Genomic DNA, 19,705 nt, shown 5'->3' on the forward strand with positions numbered 1-19,705 from the left:
TGATAATCTGTTTGCCGCTCAGGCCGCCGTAGCAAAACCTTCTTCGTCCAGCGCCATCATGGCATCGCTGCCCGCTTCGAGCTTGCGGCGCAGCGCGCCCGCATCGGGCAGGAAGCGCTCGGCATAGTAGCGAGCGGTGACGAGCTTGGTTTCGTAGAACTTCGCATCGTCGGTCCCTGCAGTGAGTGCTGCCTGAGCGACCTTTGCCGCCTTGAGCCACATGTAGCCCAGGCACACGATACCCATGATGTGCATATAATGATGCGCGCCTGCGCCGAGGTTATTGGGATTGGTCGCCGCATTCTGCATGAACCACATGGTTGCTGCCTTCTGCTGGCCCAGCGCCTTCTCGAGCGCTTCGGCGATATCAGACAGCCCTTCCTCGCCTTTCGCCGCAGCAATGTCCTCATCGAGCATGGCGAAGAATGCCTGGATCGCTGCTCCGCCGTTTTGCGCCAGTTTTCTTCCGCACAGGTCCATCGCCTGGATGCCATTGGTACCTTCGTAGATCTGGGCAATACGGGCATCGCGCACATACTGGCTCATGCCCCATTCTTCGATATAGCCGTGGCCGCCGAAGACTTGCTGCATATCGTTGGCGATCGCATAGCCCTTATCGGTGCCGTATCCCTTGATCACCGGAGTGAGCAGGCTGATCATGAGCATGGCGGTGGCCCGCTCTTCTTCCGTCTGCGCCTTGTGGCTCAGGTCTTCCTGCAATGCGCCCCACAGGGAAAACGCGCGCATGCCTTCATTGAAGGCTTTGGCATCCATCAACATGCGGCGGACATCGGGATGGACTATGATGGGGTCGGCCTTGGCTTCGGGTTCTTCGGGCCCTGTCAGCGCCCTGCCCTGCCTGCGATCGGTCGCATAGGCGACGGCGTTCTGGTACGATACTTCTGCCTGCGCGAGGCCTTGCATACCCACTCCCAGACGCGCTTCGTTCATCATGATGAACATCGCCGCGAGGCCCTTGTTTTCTTCGCCGACCATCCAGCCTTTCGCCTCATCGTAATTGAGCACGCAGGTCGAGTTGCCGTGGATACCCATCTTGTGTTCGATCGAGCCGCAGCTGACGCCGTTGCGCTCGCCAAGAGAACCATCGTCATTCACGAGGAACTTCGGCACGACGAACAGCGAGATGCCTTTCGAGCTGTCGGGCGCTCCGGGAGTCTTCGCCAGCACGAGGTGGATGATGTTCTCCGCCATGTCGTGCTCGCCGGCCGAGATGAAGATCTTGGTGCCGGTGATGAGGTAGCTGCCATCGGCTTGCGGTTCTGCCTTGGTGCGGATGAGGCCAAGATCGGTGCCGCAATGTGGTTCGGTCAGGTTCATTGTGCCGGTCCACTCGCAGGACACCATCTTGGGCAGGTAGGTTGCCTTTTGCTCCTCGCTGCCCTTGGCCAGCAAGGCTTGGATCGCGCCGTTGGTGAGGCCGGGATACATGCCGAAAGCCATGTTCGCGCTCGACATCATTTCCTTAAGCGCAAAGCCGATCACCTGCGGCAGGTTCTGGCCGCCAAACTCCTCGGGCTGCGTAAGCGTGCCCCAACCCGCTTCGCGGTAGAGGTCGAACGCTTCCTTGAATCCTTCGGGCGTCGTCACCGAGCCGTCTTCATGGCGCGTGCAACCCTGCTCGTCGCCAACGCGGTTGAGCGGCGCGATAACCTCGGAGGTGAACTTGCCGGATTCCTCGAGAATGGCGGAGACCATCTCCGGCGTCGCATCCTCGAATCCCGGAAGATTGCCATAATTCTCCAGATCGAGCATTTCATTGATGACAAAGCGAAAATCGCGATTGGGGGCGGTGTAGCTGGGCATCGAATTTTCCTTGGTATTCCTGTGTTTTGCAGTGTGCGCGGCAGACTAGCTTTGCGTGCCGTCTTCTTCGATTTGCTTTTCGACAACTGCGATGAACTCGGTCAACTCGCTGATCGATGAATCGATGTCGGCGCGCTGCCGTTTGAGCTTGGCCACGTGGTCACGGCACTTCTCGACAGTGAACCGGCGCTGTTCAGCGCGGCCATCGCCGAGGTCGTACAGGTCGATCATCTCGCGGATTTCATTGAGACTGAAGCCTACATTCTTGGCACGCATGATCCAGGCGAGGCGAGCGCGATCGCGCTTGGAGTATACACGCGTTAGTCCGATCCGTGACGGCGCGATCAGTCCCTCGTCTTCATAAAATCTCAGGGTCCGAGCAGAACATTCGAATTCGCTGGTCAGGTCCGAAATCGAGAATTGCTCGCGCATGTGGACGTCGGGGCGATCGAGATGCGCGCCGGTGAGATGCTCATCGCTTTGCAAACTAGCCATGCCACGAGAATTAGCTGTTCTTTACGTAAACGTCAATCGCTGACGCGTTGGAGAGAGCCATCCTCGATCAACCGATAGAAACAACTTCGAGCTCCCGTATGGCATGCGGGACCGGCTGGCTGCACCTTCAGCACAAGCGCATCCTGATCGCAGTCGACCAGTATCTCTTCCACCTTCAAGACATTCCCTGAAGTCTCGCCTTTCTTCCATAAACAGGACCGGGATCGAGAATAGAAATGCGCTTCCATACTTTCGAGTGTCGCCTCAAGAGCTTCCCCATTCATGTGTGCGACCATCAAAACGGTACCGTCCTGTGCATCTGTCACAATGGCGGTGAGCAGACCGTCTGCGCCGAAATTCGGCAGGAAACGGGATCCCTCCTCGCGCTCAACCTTAGATATTTCTCCGGAATTCACTGCGAACCTTTCAAAGATTGTGCGCTTCCTAGCCTGGAAGATGCTTTGTTGCACGATAACCACATTAATCAGGCAAAATCCTCGTAGCCGCCGCTTCAGCCTTTGTCTTTAACCAGAAGCATGAAATGAAAGCGATGACCCGAAGGGGTCACGCGTCGGAACGACGGTGCAGCAATAGCGCCAGGTTCAGGGGTATGGAGATGCAGCCAGCAAGATAGCCAGGCGCCTCCAAGAACATGAGGGATCGGATCCCGGGTTAGCGTTGGGGGATGCTGGCTCAAGCCGCAAGGTGGATCCTTACTGAATATCGTCACGTTGCGCCCGGGGCTTGTGCTCCGGGCGTTTCGTTTTGGTCCACCCGATCTGGCGATAGCTCGTTAAGCACTCTTGAAAAGCAAGCGACGATTACCTCGTCTGCACCGGCTCGCTTTAACGCGCCGACGCAGGCTTCGCTTGTCGCGCCGCTGGTGAGAACATCGTCTACCAGCAGGATTGCTCGCCCCTTGATCATTGCACGTGCATGCGCGGGTACCGCAATTGCGCCGGACAGGATCCTCTTGCGCGCCGCCTTGCCAATCCCGGCCAGCAATGGGGTCGATTTGTGACGGACAAGGCCATCAAGAGCGAGTTCTGCGTCAATCGACTTGGCAATGGCCTTGGCCAGCAAGGCCGACTGGTTAAAACCACGCCGCCATAGCCGCCACCGATGCAAGGGAACCGGCACCACAAGGTAGCGCTGATCTGATGGCGGAACCTTCGCTGCGATCAGCCGTCCCAGCATATCCGCGAGGGCAATCCTGCCACCATGCTTGAACGATAGAACGAGCTTTCGCGACGCATCGTTATAAAGCGTGGCGGCAGCAATTCCGTCATGGCGCGGTGGTTTTTCCAGGCACGGCGCGCAGATTGCAGCCTCGCCAAGCTCAGCACTGTCAAATGGGCGCTGGCACAACGAGCAACACGGTTCGCCGGGAATCACAAGGCCATTCCAACAATCGGCACACACACCATCCTGCGCTGCCATTGCTTCGCTGCACAATGGGCAGCGCGGCGGATAAACCAGGTCCACCAGCGGCGCGAGATCTTCCTTGAGGCGAGCTGCGACCCTCATTTCTACTTGCTGCACTTCCGGCGGCGTGTAGGCAAGGCGAATGGCCGCGAAGCCCCCCTCCCCTCCGCAGATTTTCGCGAAGGAGCGCAAGCGCGCCGCACTCCGCCGAGCCGCGCAGATGGGAAGCGACCGGTTCCTTCTGGTGGAGATGGCCGAGGACTTGCTTGAACGGCTCGACTTCATGCGCGCCGAACCCAAACGCGTGCTCCTGATCGGCGCAGAGGGGACCGATCTCGCGGTAAGGCTCAAGGTCATGGGCAGCGAAGTCGTCGCGCCCAATCCGCTCGAGTTCGATGAGGAGCGGCCGTGGCCCGGCGGCTTCGATGTCATCGCCAACCTTGCGCGAATGGACCGCGTCAACGACTTGCCCGGCGCACTGATCCATATGCGCAAGGCGCTGGCTCCCGGAGGGATCGCAATTGCCAGCTTCCTTGGCGCGGGAAGCCTGGTCCAGCTGCGCGAAGCCATGTTGGCGGCCGATGGCGAGAGGCCAGCAGCGCGGATGCATCCGATGATCGATACCCGCGCCGCTTCCGGTCTGATGCAGCGCGCCGGCTTCGCGCGGCAAGTGGTCGACAGCCAGGGGATCGACGTGCGTTATGCGACGCTGGACCGCCTCGTGGCCGATCTCAGGGCGCATGGCTTCACCAACCAGCTGACTTCCGCGCCGCCTCCCCTAACCCGCTCGGCGTTGGAGCGCGCGCGCCAATCATTCCGCGATGCCGCGCACGACGGCAAGACCGCCGAACGCTTCGAAATCCTGACGCTGACAGGCTGGGCCTGAGCTCTTCCTACCTCAACGCCGCCTGCGCCGCGGCCAGCCTTGCGATCGGCACCCGGTAGGGTGACGCGCTGACGTAATCGAGCCCGGTTTCTTCGCAGAACTGGATCGAAGCGGGATCACCTCCATGCTCGCCGCAAATGCCAAGTTTGATGTCGCCGCGCGTTGCCCGGCCCCGCTCTGCTGCCATCTGGACCAGCTGGCCGACGCCTTCGATATCAAGGCTGACGAATGGATCGCGCGCGAAGATGCCCTTGTCGACATAGGGCGCGAGAAACCGCGCCGAATCGTCGCGTGAAACACCTAGTGTCGTCTGCGTCAGATCGTTGGTGCCGAAGCTGAAGAACATCGCATGTTCGGCGATCTCGCCAGCCATCAGAGCTGCGCGCGGCAGTTCGATCATCGTACCGACGAGGTATTCGACTTCGCAGGCTGTATCGGCGAACACTTCCTGCGCCACGCGGTCGACCAGTGCCTTGAGCAGTTCCAGCTCGCGCCCGGTCGCAACCAGCGGGATCATCACTTCGGGCACAACCGGCTCACCGCTCTCTTTGGCGACCTCGCAAGCCGCTTCGAAGATCGCGCGCGCCTGCATCTCGTATATTTCTGGGAAGGTGATCCCGAGGCGGCACCCGCGATGGCCCAGCATCGGGTTGAACTCGTGGAGTTCGCCCGCGCGCCGCTTCAAGTGGTCGACGCCGTAGCCGGTGACATTGGCCAGCTCTTCGAACTCGGCATCGCCATGGGGCAGGAATTCGTGCAGCGGCGGGTCGAGCAGGCGGATCGTGCACGGCAGGCCCGCCATCACTTCGAAGATCGACTTGAAGTCCGCCCTCTGTTCGGGGAGCAGCTTGGCCAGCGCCTCGCGCCGCCCCTTCTCGTCTTCGGCCAGGATCATCTGGCGTACCGCGCTGATCCGCGCGGCATCAAAAAACATGTGCTCGGTGCGGCACAGGCCGATCCCTTCGGCGCCGAATTGCCGCGCCATCTGACAATCGGCCGGCGTTTCGGCATTGGTGCGGACTTTCATGCGGCGGTGCCGGTCGGCCCATTCCATTAGCACCCCGAAGTCACCCGCCAGTTCCGGCTCGATTGTCGCGACTTCACCCGCCATCACCTGGCCATTGCCGCCATCGAGCGTGAGCGTATCACCTTCTTTGAGATCCCGGCTGCCGATCTTGAGCGTGCGGGCCTTCATGTCGATCGAAACCGCGCTCGCGCCCGAGACGCAGCAGCGCCCCATGCCGCGTGCAACCACAGCCGCGTGGCTCGTCATGCCTCCGCGCGCGGTGAGGATGCCTTGCGCTGCATGCATGCCGTGGATGTCTTCGGGCGATGTCTCGACCCGCACCAGGATCACCTTCTCGCCCCGTGCGACCCAGTTTTCGGCAGTGTCGGCATCGAGCACGATCTTGCCGCTCGCCGCACCAGGCGACGCAGGCAGACCCGAAGTCAGCACATCGCGCTTGGCCTCGGGATCGAGCGTGGGATGCAACAACTGGTCGAGCGCCATCGGATCGACCCGCAGGATCGCGGTCTTCTCGTCAATCAGGCCCTCGCCCGCCATGTCCACCGCCATCTTGAGTGCGGCCTTGGCGGTGCGCTTTCCGGAGCGCGTCTGCAGCATCCATAGCTTGCCCTGCTGCACGGTAAACTCGATATCCTGCATGTCGCAGTAGTGCTTTTCGAGCAGCTCGAACACGTCGGCGAGCTGCGCATACGCTTCGGGCATCGCCTCTTCCATCGAGAGCGGCTTGGCATTCGCCGCCTCGCGCGCCGCCTTGGTGAGATATTGCGGCGTGCGGATGCCCGCGACCACATCCTCGCCCTGCGCATTGACCAACCATTCGCCGTAATAGGCCTTCTCGCCTGTCGCCGGATCGCGCGTGAACGCCACGCCCGTGGCCGAACTGTCGCCCATATTGCCGAACACCATCGCCTGCACGTTGACCGCCGTGCCCCAGTCGCCCGGAATATCGTTGAGGCGGCGGTAGACCTTGGCTCGGTCGCTGTCCCAGCTGTCGAACACCGCCTTGATTGCGCCCCACAGCTGTTCGGTCACATCCTGCGGGAACGGCCTGCCCAGCTCCTCTTCGGCGATGGACTTGTATTCGGCGACCAGTTCCTTCCAGTCGTCCGCTTCCATCTCGGTATCGGCGTAGAGACCCTTGTCTTCCTTGGCGATTTCGAGCGCTTCCTCGAACAACCCATGATCGATGCCAAGTACGACATCGGAGTACATCTGGATGAAGCGGCGATAGCTGTCCCAGGCAAAGCGTTCATCGCCCGAAGTGGCCGCAAGGCCGGCAACTGTCGCGTCGTTGAGGCCAAGGTTCAGGACCGTGTCCATCATTCCGGGCATCGAAACGCGTGCGCCCGAACGGACCGAAACCAGCAGCGGATCGGATGCGTCGCCGAGCGTCTTGCCGACCGTGGCTTCGATATGACCCAGCGCTTCCCGCACCTGCGCGCGCAGGTCGTCGCTGAAATCGGCGCCCTCGTTAAGATAGCGCACGCATTCCTCGGTGGTGATTGTGAAACCGGGAGGGACCGGCAGGCCGATCTCGCTCATCTCCGTGAGGTTGGCGCCCTTGCCGCCGGTGATCGTCTTGTCCTTGGCGCGCGGATCGTCCGTCTTCACGCCGCCGCCGAATGTGTAGACCGTCTGCGTCATGCCCGGGCTCCGTAGATGGAGCAGCCACTCGGGGTCTTTGCGAGATATCGCTGTCCGCCCAACTTGCTCATAATACTGATGTTTTCGGCAAAGTCCGGCGTCGGATATGTCACCTTAGGATTACCCTTCGATTTTCGAGAAGTCCGCGACTTTGTGCACTGCAGCACGGAAACGATCAAGCAATCCGAGCCGATATGCACGTTTGTTTTCTTCATCATCATTAACTGTGACTTCTTCGAAGAAGGTGTCGATCGGGGTGCGCAGCGATGCAAGCGCGGCCATGGCGCCTTCGAAATCCTCGGCTTCGATGGCGGTGGCGGCTTTCGGCTCGGCAGCATCGAGCGCGTCGATCAGCGCCTTTTCGGCTGCTTCGGGCGTGTAGGAAAGTTCAACGCGCGCCTGACCACCTTCGTCATTCCCGCGGAGGCGGGAATCCAGTTGGCCAGGCTCCTCTTCGCCGCTCTGGACCCCCGCCTGCGCGGGGGTGACGAAGTTCTCCTTCTTCAAAATATTCGCCGCGCGCTTGTACCCGGCGAGGAGGTTTGCGCCGTCGTCGCTGTCCATGAATGACTGGAGGGCTTTCACGCGGGCGAGATTACCAACAATCTCATCCTTTCGTTTGGAAAGCTTGAAAACCGCATCAATGATGTCATGACGAATTCCGTCCTGCCGTTGCTGCACTTTCAAGCGATCAACGAAGAATTCCGGCACGGCCAAATAGAGTTCCGCTGTGCTATGTTCAGCGAACCATTCTTCGTGATCACTACGGCTCTCATGCTGGCGAAACACCAAGTTCGCAGCGCGTGCGGTGGCATAATCGAGCTCGATCCGAATGTCGTTCTTCAGGATAAGCTCTATAATTCCGAGGGCGGCGCGACGAAGAGCAAAGGGGTCCTTCGATCCCGTGGGACGCTCTTTGATGACAAAGAACCCAACCAGCGTGTCCAGCTTGTCCGCCAGGCTCACTGCCACCGTCACGGGAGCAGTCGGAACTTCATCGCCCTGCCCGACTGGCTTGTAGTGATCGCGGATGGCTTCGGAGACTTCCTGCGGCAGGCCTTCCTTCTCGGCGTAATATCCGCCCATCAGACCCTGTAATTCGGGGAATTCGCCGACCATCTCGGTGACGAGATCGGCCTTGCAAAGCTCGGCAGCCTGCCGCGCAGCCTGCGGGTCGCAATTTGGAACGATCCCTTCACTGGCAAGCCATTCCGCCAGCTTGGCCACGCGCTCGACCTTGTCGGCAACCGTGCCCAGCTTCTCGTGGAAGGTAATCCGCTCCAGCCCCTTGGCGTGCTCGGCAAGCGGCGTTTTCTGGTCGAGTTCCCAGAAGAAGCGCGCATCGGACAGCCTTGCGGCGAGGACCTTGCGGTTGCCATCGACCACCACTGCCGGGCCTTCCGCCATGATATTGGCCGTGCAAACGAAGGCATTCGCGAGCTTCCCGTCCGCATCCTCGCACACGAAATACTTCTGGTTCACGCGCGCAGTCAGCTGGATCACTTCGGGCGGAACATCGAGGAATTCCTCGTCGAAACGCCCGAGCAGCGGCACCGGCCATTCGGTGAGGCCCGCATTCTCGATTACGAGGCCTTCGTCTTCGACCAGCCTCAGTCCGGCATCCTCGGCCACATTGCGAGCGCCGTCGCGGATCAAATCGGCCCGTTCCTCATGATCTACGATCACATGGCAGGCGCGCAATTTTTCGGCGTAGTCATCCGCAGAGCCGATCGTAATATCGCGGGGGCAGTGGAACCGATGACCATGCGTTGCATAGCCGCTCTCGATATCGCCCATCTTGCAATCGACGAGGTCCTCGCCAAGGATCGCAACAATGCCCGAGAGCGGGCGCACCCAGCGCATGCTTTCGGTGCTGATCGAGTCATCGCCCCAGCGCATCGACTTGGGCCAAGAGAAATCGCGAATGATCGCGGGGATCGCTTCGGCAAGGACATCCTTCGTTGCCCTGCCCGGCTTCTGGATCACGGCAAAGTAGGTGTTGCGCCCTTTGACATCCCGCAGTTCGAGTTGCTCACGCGTCACGCCGTTCTTGCGGCAGAAGCCGTCGATCGCCTGGTCGGGCGCACCTTCGGGCGGACCCTTGGCTTCCTCGCTGACGGCTTCGGTCGCTTGCGGAAGGCCCCGCGCAATCAACGCTAACCTGCGCGGCGAGGAGTAAACCGAGATTTCGCCGGTCGAAACGCCTGCCGCGTCCATCTCGCGCCGGAACAGCTTCTCCAGCTCTGCGCGCGCACCGGCCTGCATCCGCGCGGGGATTTCTTCGGACAGCAATTCGAGGATGAAGTCAGGCATCAGACGAGACTCCATTCCGGATAATCCCGCGCCCATTTGTCCTCATTGAGCTTGGCGTATTTCTCGCATGATCCGCGGGCGAGATCGCGCACCCGGCCCATGTAGCTGGCGCGTTCCTGCACGCTGATCACGCCGCGCGCCTGCAGCAGGTTGAAGATGTGGCTCGCTTCGATCGCCTGCTCATACGCTGCGATTGGCACGTCATTGGCGAGCGCATTCTTGCACTCGGCTTCAGCCTTGTTGAACAGGTCGAACAGCGCATCGGTTTCGGCGACTTCGAAGTTCCACTTCGACATCTGCTTCTCGTTCTCGAGGAACACATCGCCATAGGAAACGGGCTTTTGTTCGCCTACCGCTCCGCTATTTGAGGCTGGCGGCTTGTTGAACGCGAGGTCGTACACATTGTCGACGCCCTGGATGTACATCGCGAGGCGTTCGAGCCCGTAGGTCAACTCACCGGCGACCGGCTTGCAATCGAAGCCTCCCATCTGCTGGAAATAGGTGAACTGGGTGACTTCCATCCCGTCGCACCAGACTTCCCAGCCGAGGCCCCATGCGCCGAGTGTCGGGCTTTCCCAATCGTCCTCGACAAAGCGGATATCGTGCTTGAGTGGATCGATCCCGATCACTTCCAGGCTCTTGAGATAGATCTGCTGCAAGTCCGGCGGGCTCGGCTTCATGATCACCTGGTACTGGTAATAGTGTTGCAGCCGATTGGGGTTCTCGCCATAGCGTCCATCGGTCGGGCGGCGGCTCGGTTGCACGAAAGCGGCATTCCACGGCTCGGGACCCAGCGCGCGCAGAGTGGTCGCGGGATGGAAGGTCCCCGCCCCCATGCGCATATCGTAGGGCTGGAGGATGACGCAGCCCTTGGCACTCCAGTAATCGTGGAGCGCGAGGATCATGTCCTGAAAGCTTTTGGCCGGGTCGCGTGGGGGTATCGAGCTCATGGGCTGCGCCCATGGCGGAGCAGGCCGAAAGCGTCAATGGCGCAGCAAGATCGATCCCCGGAAGGAAGGTAGTTACGACTTTTTGTCAGGTAGTCTTGACATTGTCAGCGAATCACGACATATAGTCAGGCATACCTGACATATCGTCACGATCACTTGATAGGACCTGACCATGATTTGTAGACTAACATCGCTTTCAACCGAACTGATCGCGCGGCAGCTTGCCAACGCAACGCTACTCCTTGCGGGTTATGGCATGGCCGACATTCTCATCACAATCGTGAGGGCATTCTAATGCTGTTCGGAAGGATGAGCCGTGACGGCCAGATGCGCGTTGCTGACCTTGCGTTCGGCGCAATGGCCATCTTTGGCTCTGTGGGCCTGATCTTCGACTCGTTCGATGATAGTCCTAAAATTCCCAACGCACCCGAACCGCTACTCACCGGTATCAGTGTAGTCGGCTTAATGCTGCTTGTCGGCCTAATTGTTACGAAACTTGCCGCGCTGGATCGGCACAATGGCGAGGAATACACTTTCCAGCTCCTCGCGAACGGTGCAGTCATTTCAGTCATGACCACTATGGTCGTCACACTTCTTTGGACCAGCGATTTTCTTCTTGCACGTTGGCTCGGCGAACCCAGCTCCAGCCAGTTGATCGCTCTCCTCATGGGTAGCTGGTCAGTGGGCTACTTTACCTACCGGATAAGAGGTGTCAGAGAATGAACAACCGCCTCAAAGTCCTGCGCGCAGAGCGAGACTGGAGCCAGGCCGAACTGGCGGGCCATCTCGACGTATCACGCCAAGCGGTCAATGCCATCGAAACCGGCAAGCACGATCCATCGCTTCCGCTCGCCTTTCGCATCGCCCGCCTTTTCAACATGCCGATCGAGGAGATTTTCGATGACGGCGAATAACGAATCCACCCTGACCGGCGAACAGCGCCTGAAATCTCGCAGGAACAGATTTTTTCGCTTTTGCGCTATCGGCTTTTTCGGAGCCGGCCTTGTCGGGTTCTTCAGCGGCTACGCTGCTGATTCAGTGGCTGATGGAAGTTTCCCGCCCTGGGCGCTCGTGGTTTTTGTAGCGCTAGCTGTAGCCGGATTTGTCTGGTTCTCTTGGGATTACTTTCGCCGCGTCGACGAACTCGATGTGATGGATAATCTTTGGGCCGGTATGATCGGCCTCTACTTCTATATTGTCGCCTTTCCCGTGTGGCACGTGTTCTACGATGCAGGGGTGTTGAGCCAACCACATCAATGGACACTCTATCTCGCCACACTGGCTGTAAGCATGGGTACTTACTTGCTACGAAAAATTGGCTTGCGCTGACTTCATCAAATGTTCACTTCAACCCTTCAAAGGATCGCAATCATGAATCTCAGAAATTATCTCTCTGCCGCCGCGTCCGGCCTTGCTCTCACCCTCGCCGCTCCGGTTTTCGCGCACGAAGTCGACGAAACTCCCGAGGTCGAAGAAGTGGCCGAAAAGCCTGCTGGCCCGGCACTATGGAAAGTCGCCGATGAAGACACCACGATCTACCTGTTTGGCACCGTCCATGCCCTTCCAGAAGGTGTCGACTGGTACAATGTGACAATCAAGGAAGCGCTTGCCTCTTCCGATTCCATCGTAACCGAAATCACCATGGACGATTCCATGGCGACGAAGATGCAGGAACTCGTGATCGAAAAGGGAGTCTACCCTGCCGGCACGACCTTGCGTAGCAAGCTGACCGAAGAGCAAAGACCCAAATTCGAAGAAGGCATGACCAAGCTTGGCCTTCCAGTCGCTGCCTTTGACCAGTTCGAGCCATGGTACGCCGCGATGATGATGTCGATACTGCCGCTCCTGCAGCAGGGCTATACGCCAGAATCCGGCGTCGAAATGGTTCTCCTGAAGAACGCCGATGGCATCCAGCGCGGCGCATTGGAAACGATCGACTACCAGATCGCGGTATTCGATTCGATGCCCGAAGAAACGCAGATCCGCTTCCTGCTCGACACCGCCGAGAACGTGGACCAGATCAAGCCGATGCTTGATGCGATGCTGGTCGAATGGCTTGAGGGCGACGCCGATTCGCTTGCCGATTTGATGAACGAAGGCCTTGATGATCCGGTCGTTGCCGAGCGGCTGCTCTATATTCGCAACCGTAACTGGGCAGAATGGATCGAGACTCGGCTCGATGCGCCTGGAACTCTCTTCATCGCGGTCGGTGCTGGTCACCTTGCAGGCGACCAGAGCGTTCAGGATATGCTGGGCGAGCTTGGCGTCGAAACGACCCGCGTCCAGTGAGACAATGGTTTGTTGCACTTGCCGCCCTGTTCTTCTGGGCGGCGGGCTGCGACACCGCACAACAACCCGCCGATCCCCCCTCCCCTGCGCTGTGGCAAATAGAATCCGCCAATGGCGAGGTGGAGGGTTGGCTCTTCGGTACGATCCACGCCTTGCCCGACGATACCCAGTGGCGGACCGAGACTTTCGAAACGACCTTGGCCGATGCCGAGATACTCGTCGTGGAAGTAGCCGATTTCAGTGACACTGCGGTCTTTCGCCAACTTGCGACCACTCCCGGCCTTCCTCCCCTGTCAGAGCGCGTCTCGGCCGATCGCCGCACTGATTTGCACCAGATGATCTCCAGTGCCGGGATCAGCGAAACGCGCTTCGCCAATGTGGAAGACTGGGCAGCAGCATTGACCCTGGGCCAGATCGGACGCGATGCAGATCCGGAGAACGGCGTCGATCAAGCGCTGATCAAGGACGCGCGAAACCCGTTTAAAGAGCGGCGCCCGATCCCGGTGACCGAATTGGAAGGCCTTTATGCCCAGCTCAAGATCTTTGATGACCTCGCACCCCAAGACCAGCGCGCGCTGCTCCATTCCACTATCGACGAATATGCAACCGAAGAGAATGAAGCCGCAGAGCTCCGCCAGCTCTGGCTTAGTGGAGACGTGAGCGCTCTTGAGGAAGCGATAACCGAATCCATGGCGGGTTCCCCCGGGCTGAACGATGCCCTGCTTACTGATCGCAACATCGCGATGGCAGCCAAGGTGGAGCAAATGCTGAAAGACGAGCGGAAATACTTCGTCGCTATAGGCGCCGCCCATCTTATCGGCGAGACTGGCCTTCCGTCCTTGCTCGGCAAGCAGGGTTATCGCATTCGCCGTTTGCAATAGCGGAGCTCTTGTTTGCCGCGGACACTGGTGCTTAAGCCAAGAGCGCTTGCATTCCGGCCCGTTTCCTCTTAGAGGCGCGCTCTTTCCGGCCATGGTCATCCCTGGAGGCGTGGCGGAAAAACTGTAACCAAACGCATTTCGAAAGGCTTATGACATGAGCGACGCTCTGACACTGCCGGCTGAGACGCGCGAACGGGCAGGCAAGGGAGCCTCCCGTGCACTGCGTCGCGAAGGCCGGGTCCCCGCTGTAATTTACGGCGGCAAAGAAGATCCCAGACCGATCCATCTCGAAGAGAAGGAACTGGTCCGCCAACTGATGCTTGGCCACTTCATGAACTCGATCGTGATGATCGATGTTGACGGCAATAGCGAGCGTACGCTGCCGAAAGATGTCGCCTTTCACCCGGTCACCGACCGTCCGACGCATGTCGACTTCCTGCGCCTGAGCAAGGACGCGAAGATCGAAGTTGCGGTTCCGGTCGTCTTCATAAACGAAGAAGAAAGCCCCGGCCTCAAGAAGGGCGGCGTTCTCAATGTCGTCCGCCACGATCTGGAATTGATCTGCGAATCGGACAAGATCCCCGACCAGATCCAAATCGATGTTACCGGCAAGGAAGTCGGCGACTCGATCCACATCAGCGAGATCACTTTGCCACAAGGTTCGGAAAGCGCGATCACCGATCGTGACTTCACCATCGCTACCGTGGTCGCTCCTTCTGCGCTTAAGAAAGCCGAAGAAGAAGGCGAAGGCGGCGATGATCAGACCGGCGAAGATATGGAAGCTGGCGAGACCGCTGCGACCGAACAAGGTCCGGATGCCGACGCAGCCGAAGAGCAGGAAGACAAGAGCGAATAAGCTCTACCTGCACAGGAAACACCAAGGCGCCGGTCTCGAAAGAGGCCGGCGTTTTGCTTTTCAAGCGCAACGACGGCAAAGAACTTTGCCATGCAACGCGTGCTCATAATCGGATCACCCGGAGCGGGTAAGTCGACATTTGGACGCGCGCTAAGCGCCCGCTCGGGGCTGCCGCTTATCCATCTGGATGCGGAATATCATCTACCAGGTTGGCGTGAGCCGGAGCGAGAAGATTGGGACGCCAAGCTTGAAGTTCTGCTTGCTCGTCCGGAATGGATCATGGATGGCAATTATGGAAGTAGCCTTCCGCGCAGACTTGCGCGCGCTGACACTTCAATACTGCTCGATTATCCGACTTGGCTCTGCATGTGGCGCCTTGTCCGGAGGGTTGTTTCATCGCACGGCTCGGTTCGCGCCGACGCCGCAAAAGGATGCCCAGAGCGATTTGATTGGTCGTTCTTGAAGTACACAGCAACCTTTCGAACGAAACAACGCCGTGTGTCGGAAAGGCATCTCACCGGCTACCAGGGAAAACTTTTTCGGTTTCGTCATCCTAGCGATGCAGAGGCCTTTCTTGAACGACTTTCGTAGGGTAGTCGCACGCCATGCAAATTTGGGCAGGCCTTGGAAATCCCGGACCGCAGTATGCGATGAACCGGCACAATGTCGGCTTCATGACGGCTGACGTACTAGCCGAGGTGCACGATTTCGGACCGGTCCAGAAGAAGTTTTCCGGCTGGCTGCAGGAAGGGCGCATCGGCCCCGAGAAGATCCTGCTGCTCAAGCCCGCTACCTTCATGAACAAGTCCGGTCAGGCCATCGGCGAGGCAATGCGCTACTACAAGCTGGAGCCGCAAGACGTGACCGTGTTCTATGATGAACTCGATCTCGAGCCTTTCAAGGTGAAAGTGAAGCGCGGGGGCGGCGCGGCGGGCCACAATGGCATTCGCTCCACCATTCAGCATATCGGCGAAGACTTCCGGCGCATCCGCATTGGCATTGGACATCCCGGGAACAAGGATCGGGTCACCGGCCATGTCCTAGGCAATTACGCCAAGGCCGAGCATCAACCTCTGATCGACATGCTTTCGGGCATCGCAGCAGAAGCGCACTGGCTGGCCGAGAATGACGACGCGCGCTTCATGAGTGATCTGGCACTGCGATTGAACGGATAGGCTCAGCCATGGTTCGGTCAAGCAATGCTGCACTTGCGAACAATTCCAAACGCAGCTAGCGCCCCGAGGAATCGATGCGCCGCTTCCGGCGACCATCTCACAATCTGAAGACAGCCAGGTTCCGTCGTCCTGCCTTAGGCAGCCATGGGAGGAATTTTGTGCGCCAAGCCAAAACGAGAATACATGTCCCCCACCACCTCCTATCTGCGCCATTGGTTCTCGAACCCGCGCAATGATATCCTTGCCGGGCTCGTTGTCGCCCTTGCCCTGATACCCGAAGCGATTGGCTTCGCCCTCATTGCCGGGGTTGACCCAAGCGTTGGGCTCTATGCCTCGTTCACGATTGCAACGATCATCGCGTTCACTGGCGGCCGCCCGGGCATGATATCGGCCGCGACTGCCGCTGTTGCAGTGGTCGTCATCCCGCTCGTGCGCGATCACGGTGTGGAATATCTCTTCGCGGCGACGCTGCTGATGGGCATCTTCCAGATCATTGCAGCTCTGCTCCGGCTTGACCTTTTGATGCGATTTGTCTCGCGATCGGTCGTCACCGGCTTCGTCAACGCGCTCGCGATCCTGATCTTCGTGGCCCAGATCCCGCAGCTCGTCGGCGTAACACCAATGACCTACGCGCTTGTCGCCGCTGGTCTGGCGATCATCTACCTTTTGCCGCGATTGACCACCGCCATCCCGTCCCCGCTCATTGCCATTATCGTGCTTTCGGCAGTTTCGATTGGCTTCGGGCTCGACGTCAACACAGTGGGGCAAATGGGCACGCTACCCTCCAGCCTGCCCAGTTTCGCCTTGCCCGACGTACCTTTGACCTGGGAAACAATTGCGATCATCGCGCCCTACTCGCTCACGATGGCAGCAGTCGGACTGCTCGAATCGCTGCTGACCGCGCAGATAGTCGACGACATGACGGACAGCGGAAGCGACAAGAAGCGCGAAGTGAGCGGACAGGGAATCGCCAATTTCGTGACCGGCCTGTTCGGCGGCATGGGCGGCTGTGCCATGATCGGCCAGTCGGTGATCAATGTAAAATCGGGTGGGCGGACACGGCTCTCCACACTGGTTGCCGGCGTATCGCTGATGATAATGTGCGTCCTGCTGGGACCATTGGTGGCCAAGGTACCGATGCCCGCGCTCGTGGCGGTGATGATCATGGTCTCGATCGGGACCTTCGCGTGGAACTCGATACGTAACATCACCCACCATCCCTGGCCGTCATCGGTCGTCATGCTCGCCACTGTATTCGTGGTCGTATGGACACACGATCTGGCGCAGGGCGTGCTGGTGGGCGTGCTCCTTTCGGGCATCTTCTTCGCCTACAAGGTCCGCCGCCTGATGAGCACCGAGACATTCGTGTCCGCAGATGGCCAGACCCGCACATACCTCGTGCGAGGTGAGGTGTTCTTCGCCTCGGTCGACCGCGTGGAGCGCGAGATCCTGTACGATGACGATGCACCGAACGTGCGGATCGACGTCACACACGCGCATTTCTGGGATATCTCGGCCACCGGCATTCTCGACAAGGTCGTTGCACGCCTCGATCGGAATGGAAAAACGGTCGAAGTGGTAGGCCTCAACCAAGCGAGTGCCACGCTGGTCGATCGCTTCGGCGAGTTCGAGGAACCGTTCACGACGCTCGGAACGGTCGGGCATTGATAAATCGCGGCTAGCGGTTTCTTAATCGGTCGCCAATTGTGGTAGAGGCGGCAGCAAGGAGATACTCATGCCCGAACTGACACGCCGAAACCTGCTGGCAGGAGCCGCAGCCACTGGCGCCTTTGTGGCGACTGCAAGCTTTGCCCAGCCCGATATGGTCGAGGCGGAACTCGATCTTTCAGGCAAAAGCATCCTCATCACCGGTTGCTCAACTGGTTTTGGCAGGCTCGGTGCGGAGTACTACGCGCGCCTTGGCGCAACCGTCTTCGCAACCATGCGCAACACACCGCGACCCGAGGCGGAAGAACTCGAGGCGCTGGCCAAATCCGAAGGCCTCGATATCCGCGTGATGCGGCTCGATGTGCTCGACGACAACGAAGTGCGGGAGGCAGTCTCCCAGGCCGAAAATGAGCTTGGCGGTGCACTCGATGTGCTGATCAACAATGCCGGTTTGTCTTTTGGCGGTCCGATCGAGATTCAGGACATGGAGGCGACCAAGCTCACCTTCGATACCAATGTCTACGGCCCACATCGTCTCTCGCGTGCGGTTCTTCCTGCCATGCGCGCCGCAAGATCGGGGTTGATCATCAATATCACCTCGCAATTGGGCCGCGTCGTTGTCCCGGCCTATGGCCAGTACTCCGGCACCAAGTTTGCGCTTGAAGCAATGAGCGAGCAGATGGCCTATGAACTTGTTCCGCACGGGGTCGATGTCGCGATTATTGAGCCGGGTGGTTACCCGACGATGATCTGGTCCAACGCCAATAAGAACGCCCTCGATTTGCTGTCGCGGGCCGATGGTACGCACACCTCGGGTTATCCGGAATTGGTGGCACAGCTCGGCCGTCGCACTGGAGGGGGCTCGACCGATCCGATGGACGTGCCGCGCGCGATCGCGATGATCATCGCCATGCCTGCAGGAACCCGTCCGCTGCGTACCGCGGTCCACCCGGGGGCGAAGCCGCAGATCGCGATTAACGATCTCACTGCCGAGGTTCAGGTTGGCTGGCTCGGCAATTCACCGTTCGGCCCATGGGTGAAGGCAGTGTACGACTGACGCTGGCTTTCACCGTCCGGCCCCGCTAAGGCGCGCGCCACACATTTATTCCGGAGTTTCTGATGGGTTTCCGTTGCGGGATCGTCGGCTTGCCCAATGTCGGCAAGTCCACCCTCTTCAATGCATTGACCGAGACGCAGGCCGCACAGGCTGCGAACTATCCGTTCTGCACGATTGAGCCGAATGTCGGCCAGGTCGCCGTACCGGACGAACGGCTCGACAAAATTGCCGCGATTGCGAAATCGGCCAAGGTCGTGCCAACGCAGCTGGCCTTCGTGGATATCGCGGGCCTCGTCAAAGGTGCCAGCCAGGGCGAAGGCCTCGGCAACCAGTTCCTCGGCAATATTCGCGAAGTTGATGCCATCGTCCATGTTCTGCGATGCTTCGAAGACGATGACATCCAGCACGTCAGCAACAAGATCGATCCGCTGGCAGATGCCGAAGTGGTCGAAACCGAGCTGATGCTGTCCGATCTCGAGAGCCTCGAAAAGCGCGTCCCGGCGGCGGAAAAGCGCGCCACCGGCGGAGACAAGGAAGCCAAAATTGCTGCCAGCGTCCTCGGTCAGGCCCTCGCATTGCTGCGCGAAGGCAAGCCGGCTCGGCTCACTGAACCGAAAGATGATGAAGAAGCGCGGATTTTCCGTCAGGCACAATTGCTCACCGCAAAGCCGGTCCTCTACGTCTGCAACGTGGCCGAAGAAGATGCGGCGAACGGCAACGCGTTATCGGCCATGGTCGCCGAAAAGGCGGCGGCTGAAGGCGCCCAGTCAGTGATCGTCTCCGCCGCTATCGAATCCGAACTGGTCGGCATGGAGGCAGAAGATCGCGCCGAATACCTCGCTGAGCTGGGCCTCGAAGAATCCGGCCTCTCGCGGGTCATCAAGGCCGGTTACAAACTGCTCGACCTGCAGACTTTCTTCACGGCCGGGCCCAAGGAATCGCGCGCATGGACCTTCCCGGTCGGTGCCAAAGCGCCGCAAGCGGCAGGCGAGATCCATACCGATTTCGAGCGCGGTTTCATCCGTGCCGAAACCATCGCCTATGATGATTACATCTCGCTGGGCGGCGAAAGCGCAGCGCGCGATGCCGGTAAGCTGAGGCAGGAAGGTAAAGAATACCTCGTCCAGGACGGGGACGTCATGCTGTTCAAATTCAACGTATAAATCGTCGGCTAAAGGAACAAAGCCACCGGTCGCGCCGTTGCATTCCCGAAAC

General features: G+C 59.5%; 19 protein-coding genes. 12 read left to right on the forward strand and 7 right to left on the reverse strand.

The window, feature by feature from the left end; genetic code table 11:
• Window positions 1–18: 18 nt before the first annotated feature.
• The 4 genes from ACEWMW_RS11560 to ACEWMW_RS11575 all read right to left on the reverse strand — a co-directional run bounded on the left by ACEWMW_RS11560 (window position 19) and on the right by ACEWMW_RS11575 (window position 3,846).
• Window positions 19–1,824 carry an acyl-CoA dehydrogenase C-terminal domain-containing protein gene (locus ACEWMW_RS11560; RefSeq protein ID WP_409414093.1) on the reverse strand — a complete coding sequence of 602 codons (1,806 nt, stop codon included), beginning with the start codon at window positions 1,822–1,824 and terminating at the stop codon, window positions 19–21.
• Window positions 1,825–1,869: 45 nt separating this feature from the next.
• On the reverse strand, window positions 1,870–2,319 hold the full coding sequence (locus tag ACEWMW_RS11565) for a MerR family transcriptional regulator (protein WP_409414094.1): 450 nt from the start codon (window positions 2,317–2,319) through the stop codon (window positions 1,870–1,872).
• Between the two features lie 32 nt (window positions 2,320–2,351).
• Window positions 2,352–2,735, reverse strand: coding sequence for a phosphoribosyl-AMP cyclohydrolase (hisI, locus tag ACEWMW_RS11570; protein ID WP_409414095.1), 384 nt, complete (start codon window positions 2,733–2,735; stop codon window positions 2,352–2,354).
• A gap of 310 nt (window positions 2,736–3,045) precedes the next feature.
• On the reverse strand, window positions 3,046–3,846 hold the full coding sequence (locus ACEWMW_RS11575; RefSeq protein WP_409414096.1) for a double zinc ribbon domain-containing protein: 801 nt from the start codon (window positions 3,844–3,846) through the stop codon (window positions 3,046–3,048).
• A 40-nt stretch (window positions 3,847–3,886) separates the two neighbouring features.
• Between ACEWMW_RS11575 and ACEWMW_RS11580 the strand changes: the two genes are divergently transcribed.
• Complete coding sequence (locus ACEWMW_RS11580; protein WP_409414097.1) at window positions 3,887–4,630, forward strand: methyltransferase domain-containing protein; 744 nt, start codon at window positions 3,887–3,889, stop codon at window positions 4,628–4,630.
• A 7-nt stretch (window positions 4,631–4,637) separates the two neighbouring features.
• On the opposite strand, the gene ppdK is transcribed toward ACEWMW_RS11580, so the two are convergent.
• The 3 genes from ppdK to ACEWMW_RS11595 form a co-directional block, all read right to left on the reverse strand.
• Window positions 4,638–7,301, reverse strand: a complete 2,664-nt coding sequence (gene ppdK / locus ACEWMW_RS11585) for a pyruvate, phosphate dikinase (protein ID WP_409414098.1) — start codon at window positions 7,299–7,301, stop codon at window positions 4,638–4,640.
• 120 nt (window positions 7,302–7,421) lie between these two features.
• Window positions 7,422–9,614, reverse strand: coding sequence for a glycine--tRNA ligase subunit beta (gene glyS, locus ACEWMW_RS11590; RefSeq protein WP_409414099.1), 2,193 nt, complete (start codon window positions 9,612–9,614; stop codon window positions 7,422–7,424).
• Window positions 9,614–10,564 (reverse strand): glycine--tRNA ligase subunit alpha, encoded by a 951-nt coding sequence (locus ACEWMW_RS11595; RefSeq protein WP_409414100.1) that lies wholly within the window; start codon window positions 10,562–10,564, stop codon window positions 9,614–9,616. Before ACEWMW_RS11595 ends, glyS begins: the two co-directional genes overlap by 1 nt.
• Before the next feature lie 172 nt (window positions 10,565–10,736).
• On the opposite strand from ACEWMW_RS11595, the gene ACEWMW_RS11600 reads away from it, so the two are divergent.
• The 11 genes from ACEWMW_RS11600 to ychF all read left to right on the forward strand — a co-directional run bounded on the left by ACEWMW_RS11600 (window position 10,737) and on the right by ychF (window position 19,653).
• Entirely contained in the window at window positions 10,737–10,859 is a 123-nt protein-coding gene (locus ACEWMW_RS11600) for a hypothetical protein (protein ID WP_409414101.1), read from the forward strand.
• The gene (locus ACEWMW_RS11605; protein ID WP_409414102.1) at window positions 10,859–11,287 is read left to right on the forward strand and encodes a hypothetical protein; all 429 of its coding nucleotides are present in this window, start codon (window positions 10,859–10,861) and stop codon (window positions 11,285–11,287) included. Before ACEWMW_RS11600 ends, ACEWMW_RS11605 begins: the two co-directional genes overlap by 1 nt.
• Complete coding sequence (locus ACEWMW_RS11610; RefSeq protein WP_409414103.1) at window positions 11,284–11,478, forward strand: helix-turn-helix transcriptional regulator; 195 nt, start codon at window positions 11,284–11,286, stop codon at window positions 11,476–11,478. The genes ACEWMW_RS11605 and ACEWMW_RS11610 overlap by 4 nt, the downstream gene beginning before the upstream one ends.
• On the forward strand, window positions 11,465–11,893 hold the full coding sequence (locus ACEWMW_RS11615; RefSeq protein ID WP_409414104.1) for a hypothetical protein: 429 nt from the start codon (window positions 11,465–11,467) through the stop codon (window positions 11,891–11,893). The genes ACEWMW_RS11610 and ACEWMW_RS11615 overlap by 14 nt, the downstream gene beginning before the upstream one ends.
• Before the next feature lie 42 nt (window positions 11,894–11,935).
• Window positions 11,936–12,853 carry a TraB/GumN family protein gene (locus ACEWMW_RS11620; protein WP_409414105.1) on the forward strand — a complete coding sequence of 306 codons (918 nt, stop codon included), beginning with the start codon at window positions 11,936–11,938 and terminating at the stop codon, window positions 12,851–12,853.
• Window positions 12,850–13,734: a TraB/GumN family protein gene (locus ACEWMW_RS11625; RefSeq protein WP_409414106.1), complete on the forward strand. Its 885-nt coding sequence runs from the start codon at window positions 12,850–12,852 to the stop codon at window positions 13,732–13,734. Before ACEWMW_RS11620 ends, ACEWMW_RS11625 begins: the two co-directional genes overlap by 4 nt.
• 154 nt (window positions 13,735–13,888) lie before the next feature.
• On the forward strand, window positions 13,889–14,590 hold the full coding sequence (locus ACEWMW_RS11630; protein ID WP_409414107.1) for a 50S ribosomal protein L25/general stress protein Ctc: 702 nt from the start codon (window positions 13,889–13,891) through the stop codon (window positions 14,588–14,590).
• A 605-nt stretch (window positions 14,591–15,195) separates the two neighbouring features.
• Complete coding sequence (gene pth, locus ACEWMW_RS11635) at window positions 15,196–15,765, forward strand: aminoacyl-tRNA hydrolase (protein ID WP_409414108.1); 570 nt, start codon at window positions 15,196–15,198, stop codon at window positions 15,763–15,765.
• Between the two features lie 183 nt (window positions 15,766–15,948).
• Window positions 15,949–17,433: a SulP family inorganic anion transporter gene (locus ACEWMW_RS11640; RefSeq protein WP_409414109.1), complete on the forward strand. Its 1,485-nt coding sequence runs from the start codon at window positions 15,949–15,951 to the stop codon at window positions 17,431–17,433.
• Window positions 17,434–17,500: 67 nt separating this feature from the next.
• Complete coding sequence (locus tag ACEWMW_RS11645; RefSeq protein WP_409414110.1) at window positions 17,501–18,490, forward strand: SDR family oxidoreductase; 990 nt, start codon at window positions 17,501–17,503, stop codon at window positions 18,488–18,490.
• A 62-nt stretch (window positions 18,491–18,552) separates the two neighbouring features.
• Window positions 18,553–19,653, forward strand: coding sequence for a redox-regulated ATPase YchF (gene ychF / locus ACEWMW_RS11650; RefSeq protein WP_409414111.1), 1,101 nt, complete (start codon window positions 18,553–18,555; stop codon window positions 19,651–19,653).
• Window positions 19,654–19,705 lie beyond the last annotated feature (52 nt).

The sequence above is a fragment of the Litorerythrobacter xanthomarinus genome, assembly GCF_046254955.1.
In the GTDB taxonomy this organism is placed as follows: domain Bacteria; phylum Pseudomonadota; class Alphaproteobacteria; order Sphingomonadales; family Sphingomonadaceae; genus Qipengyuania_C.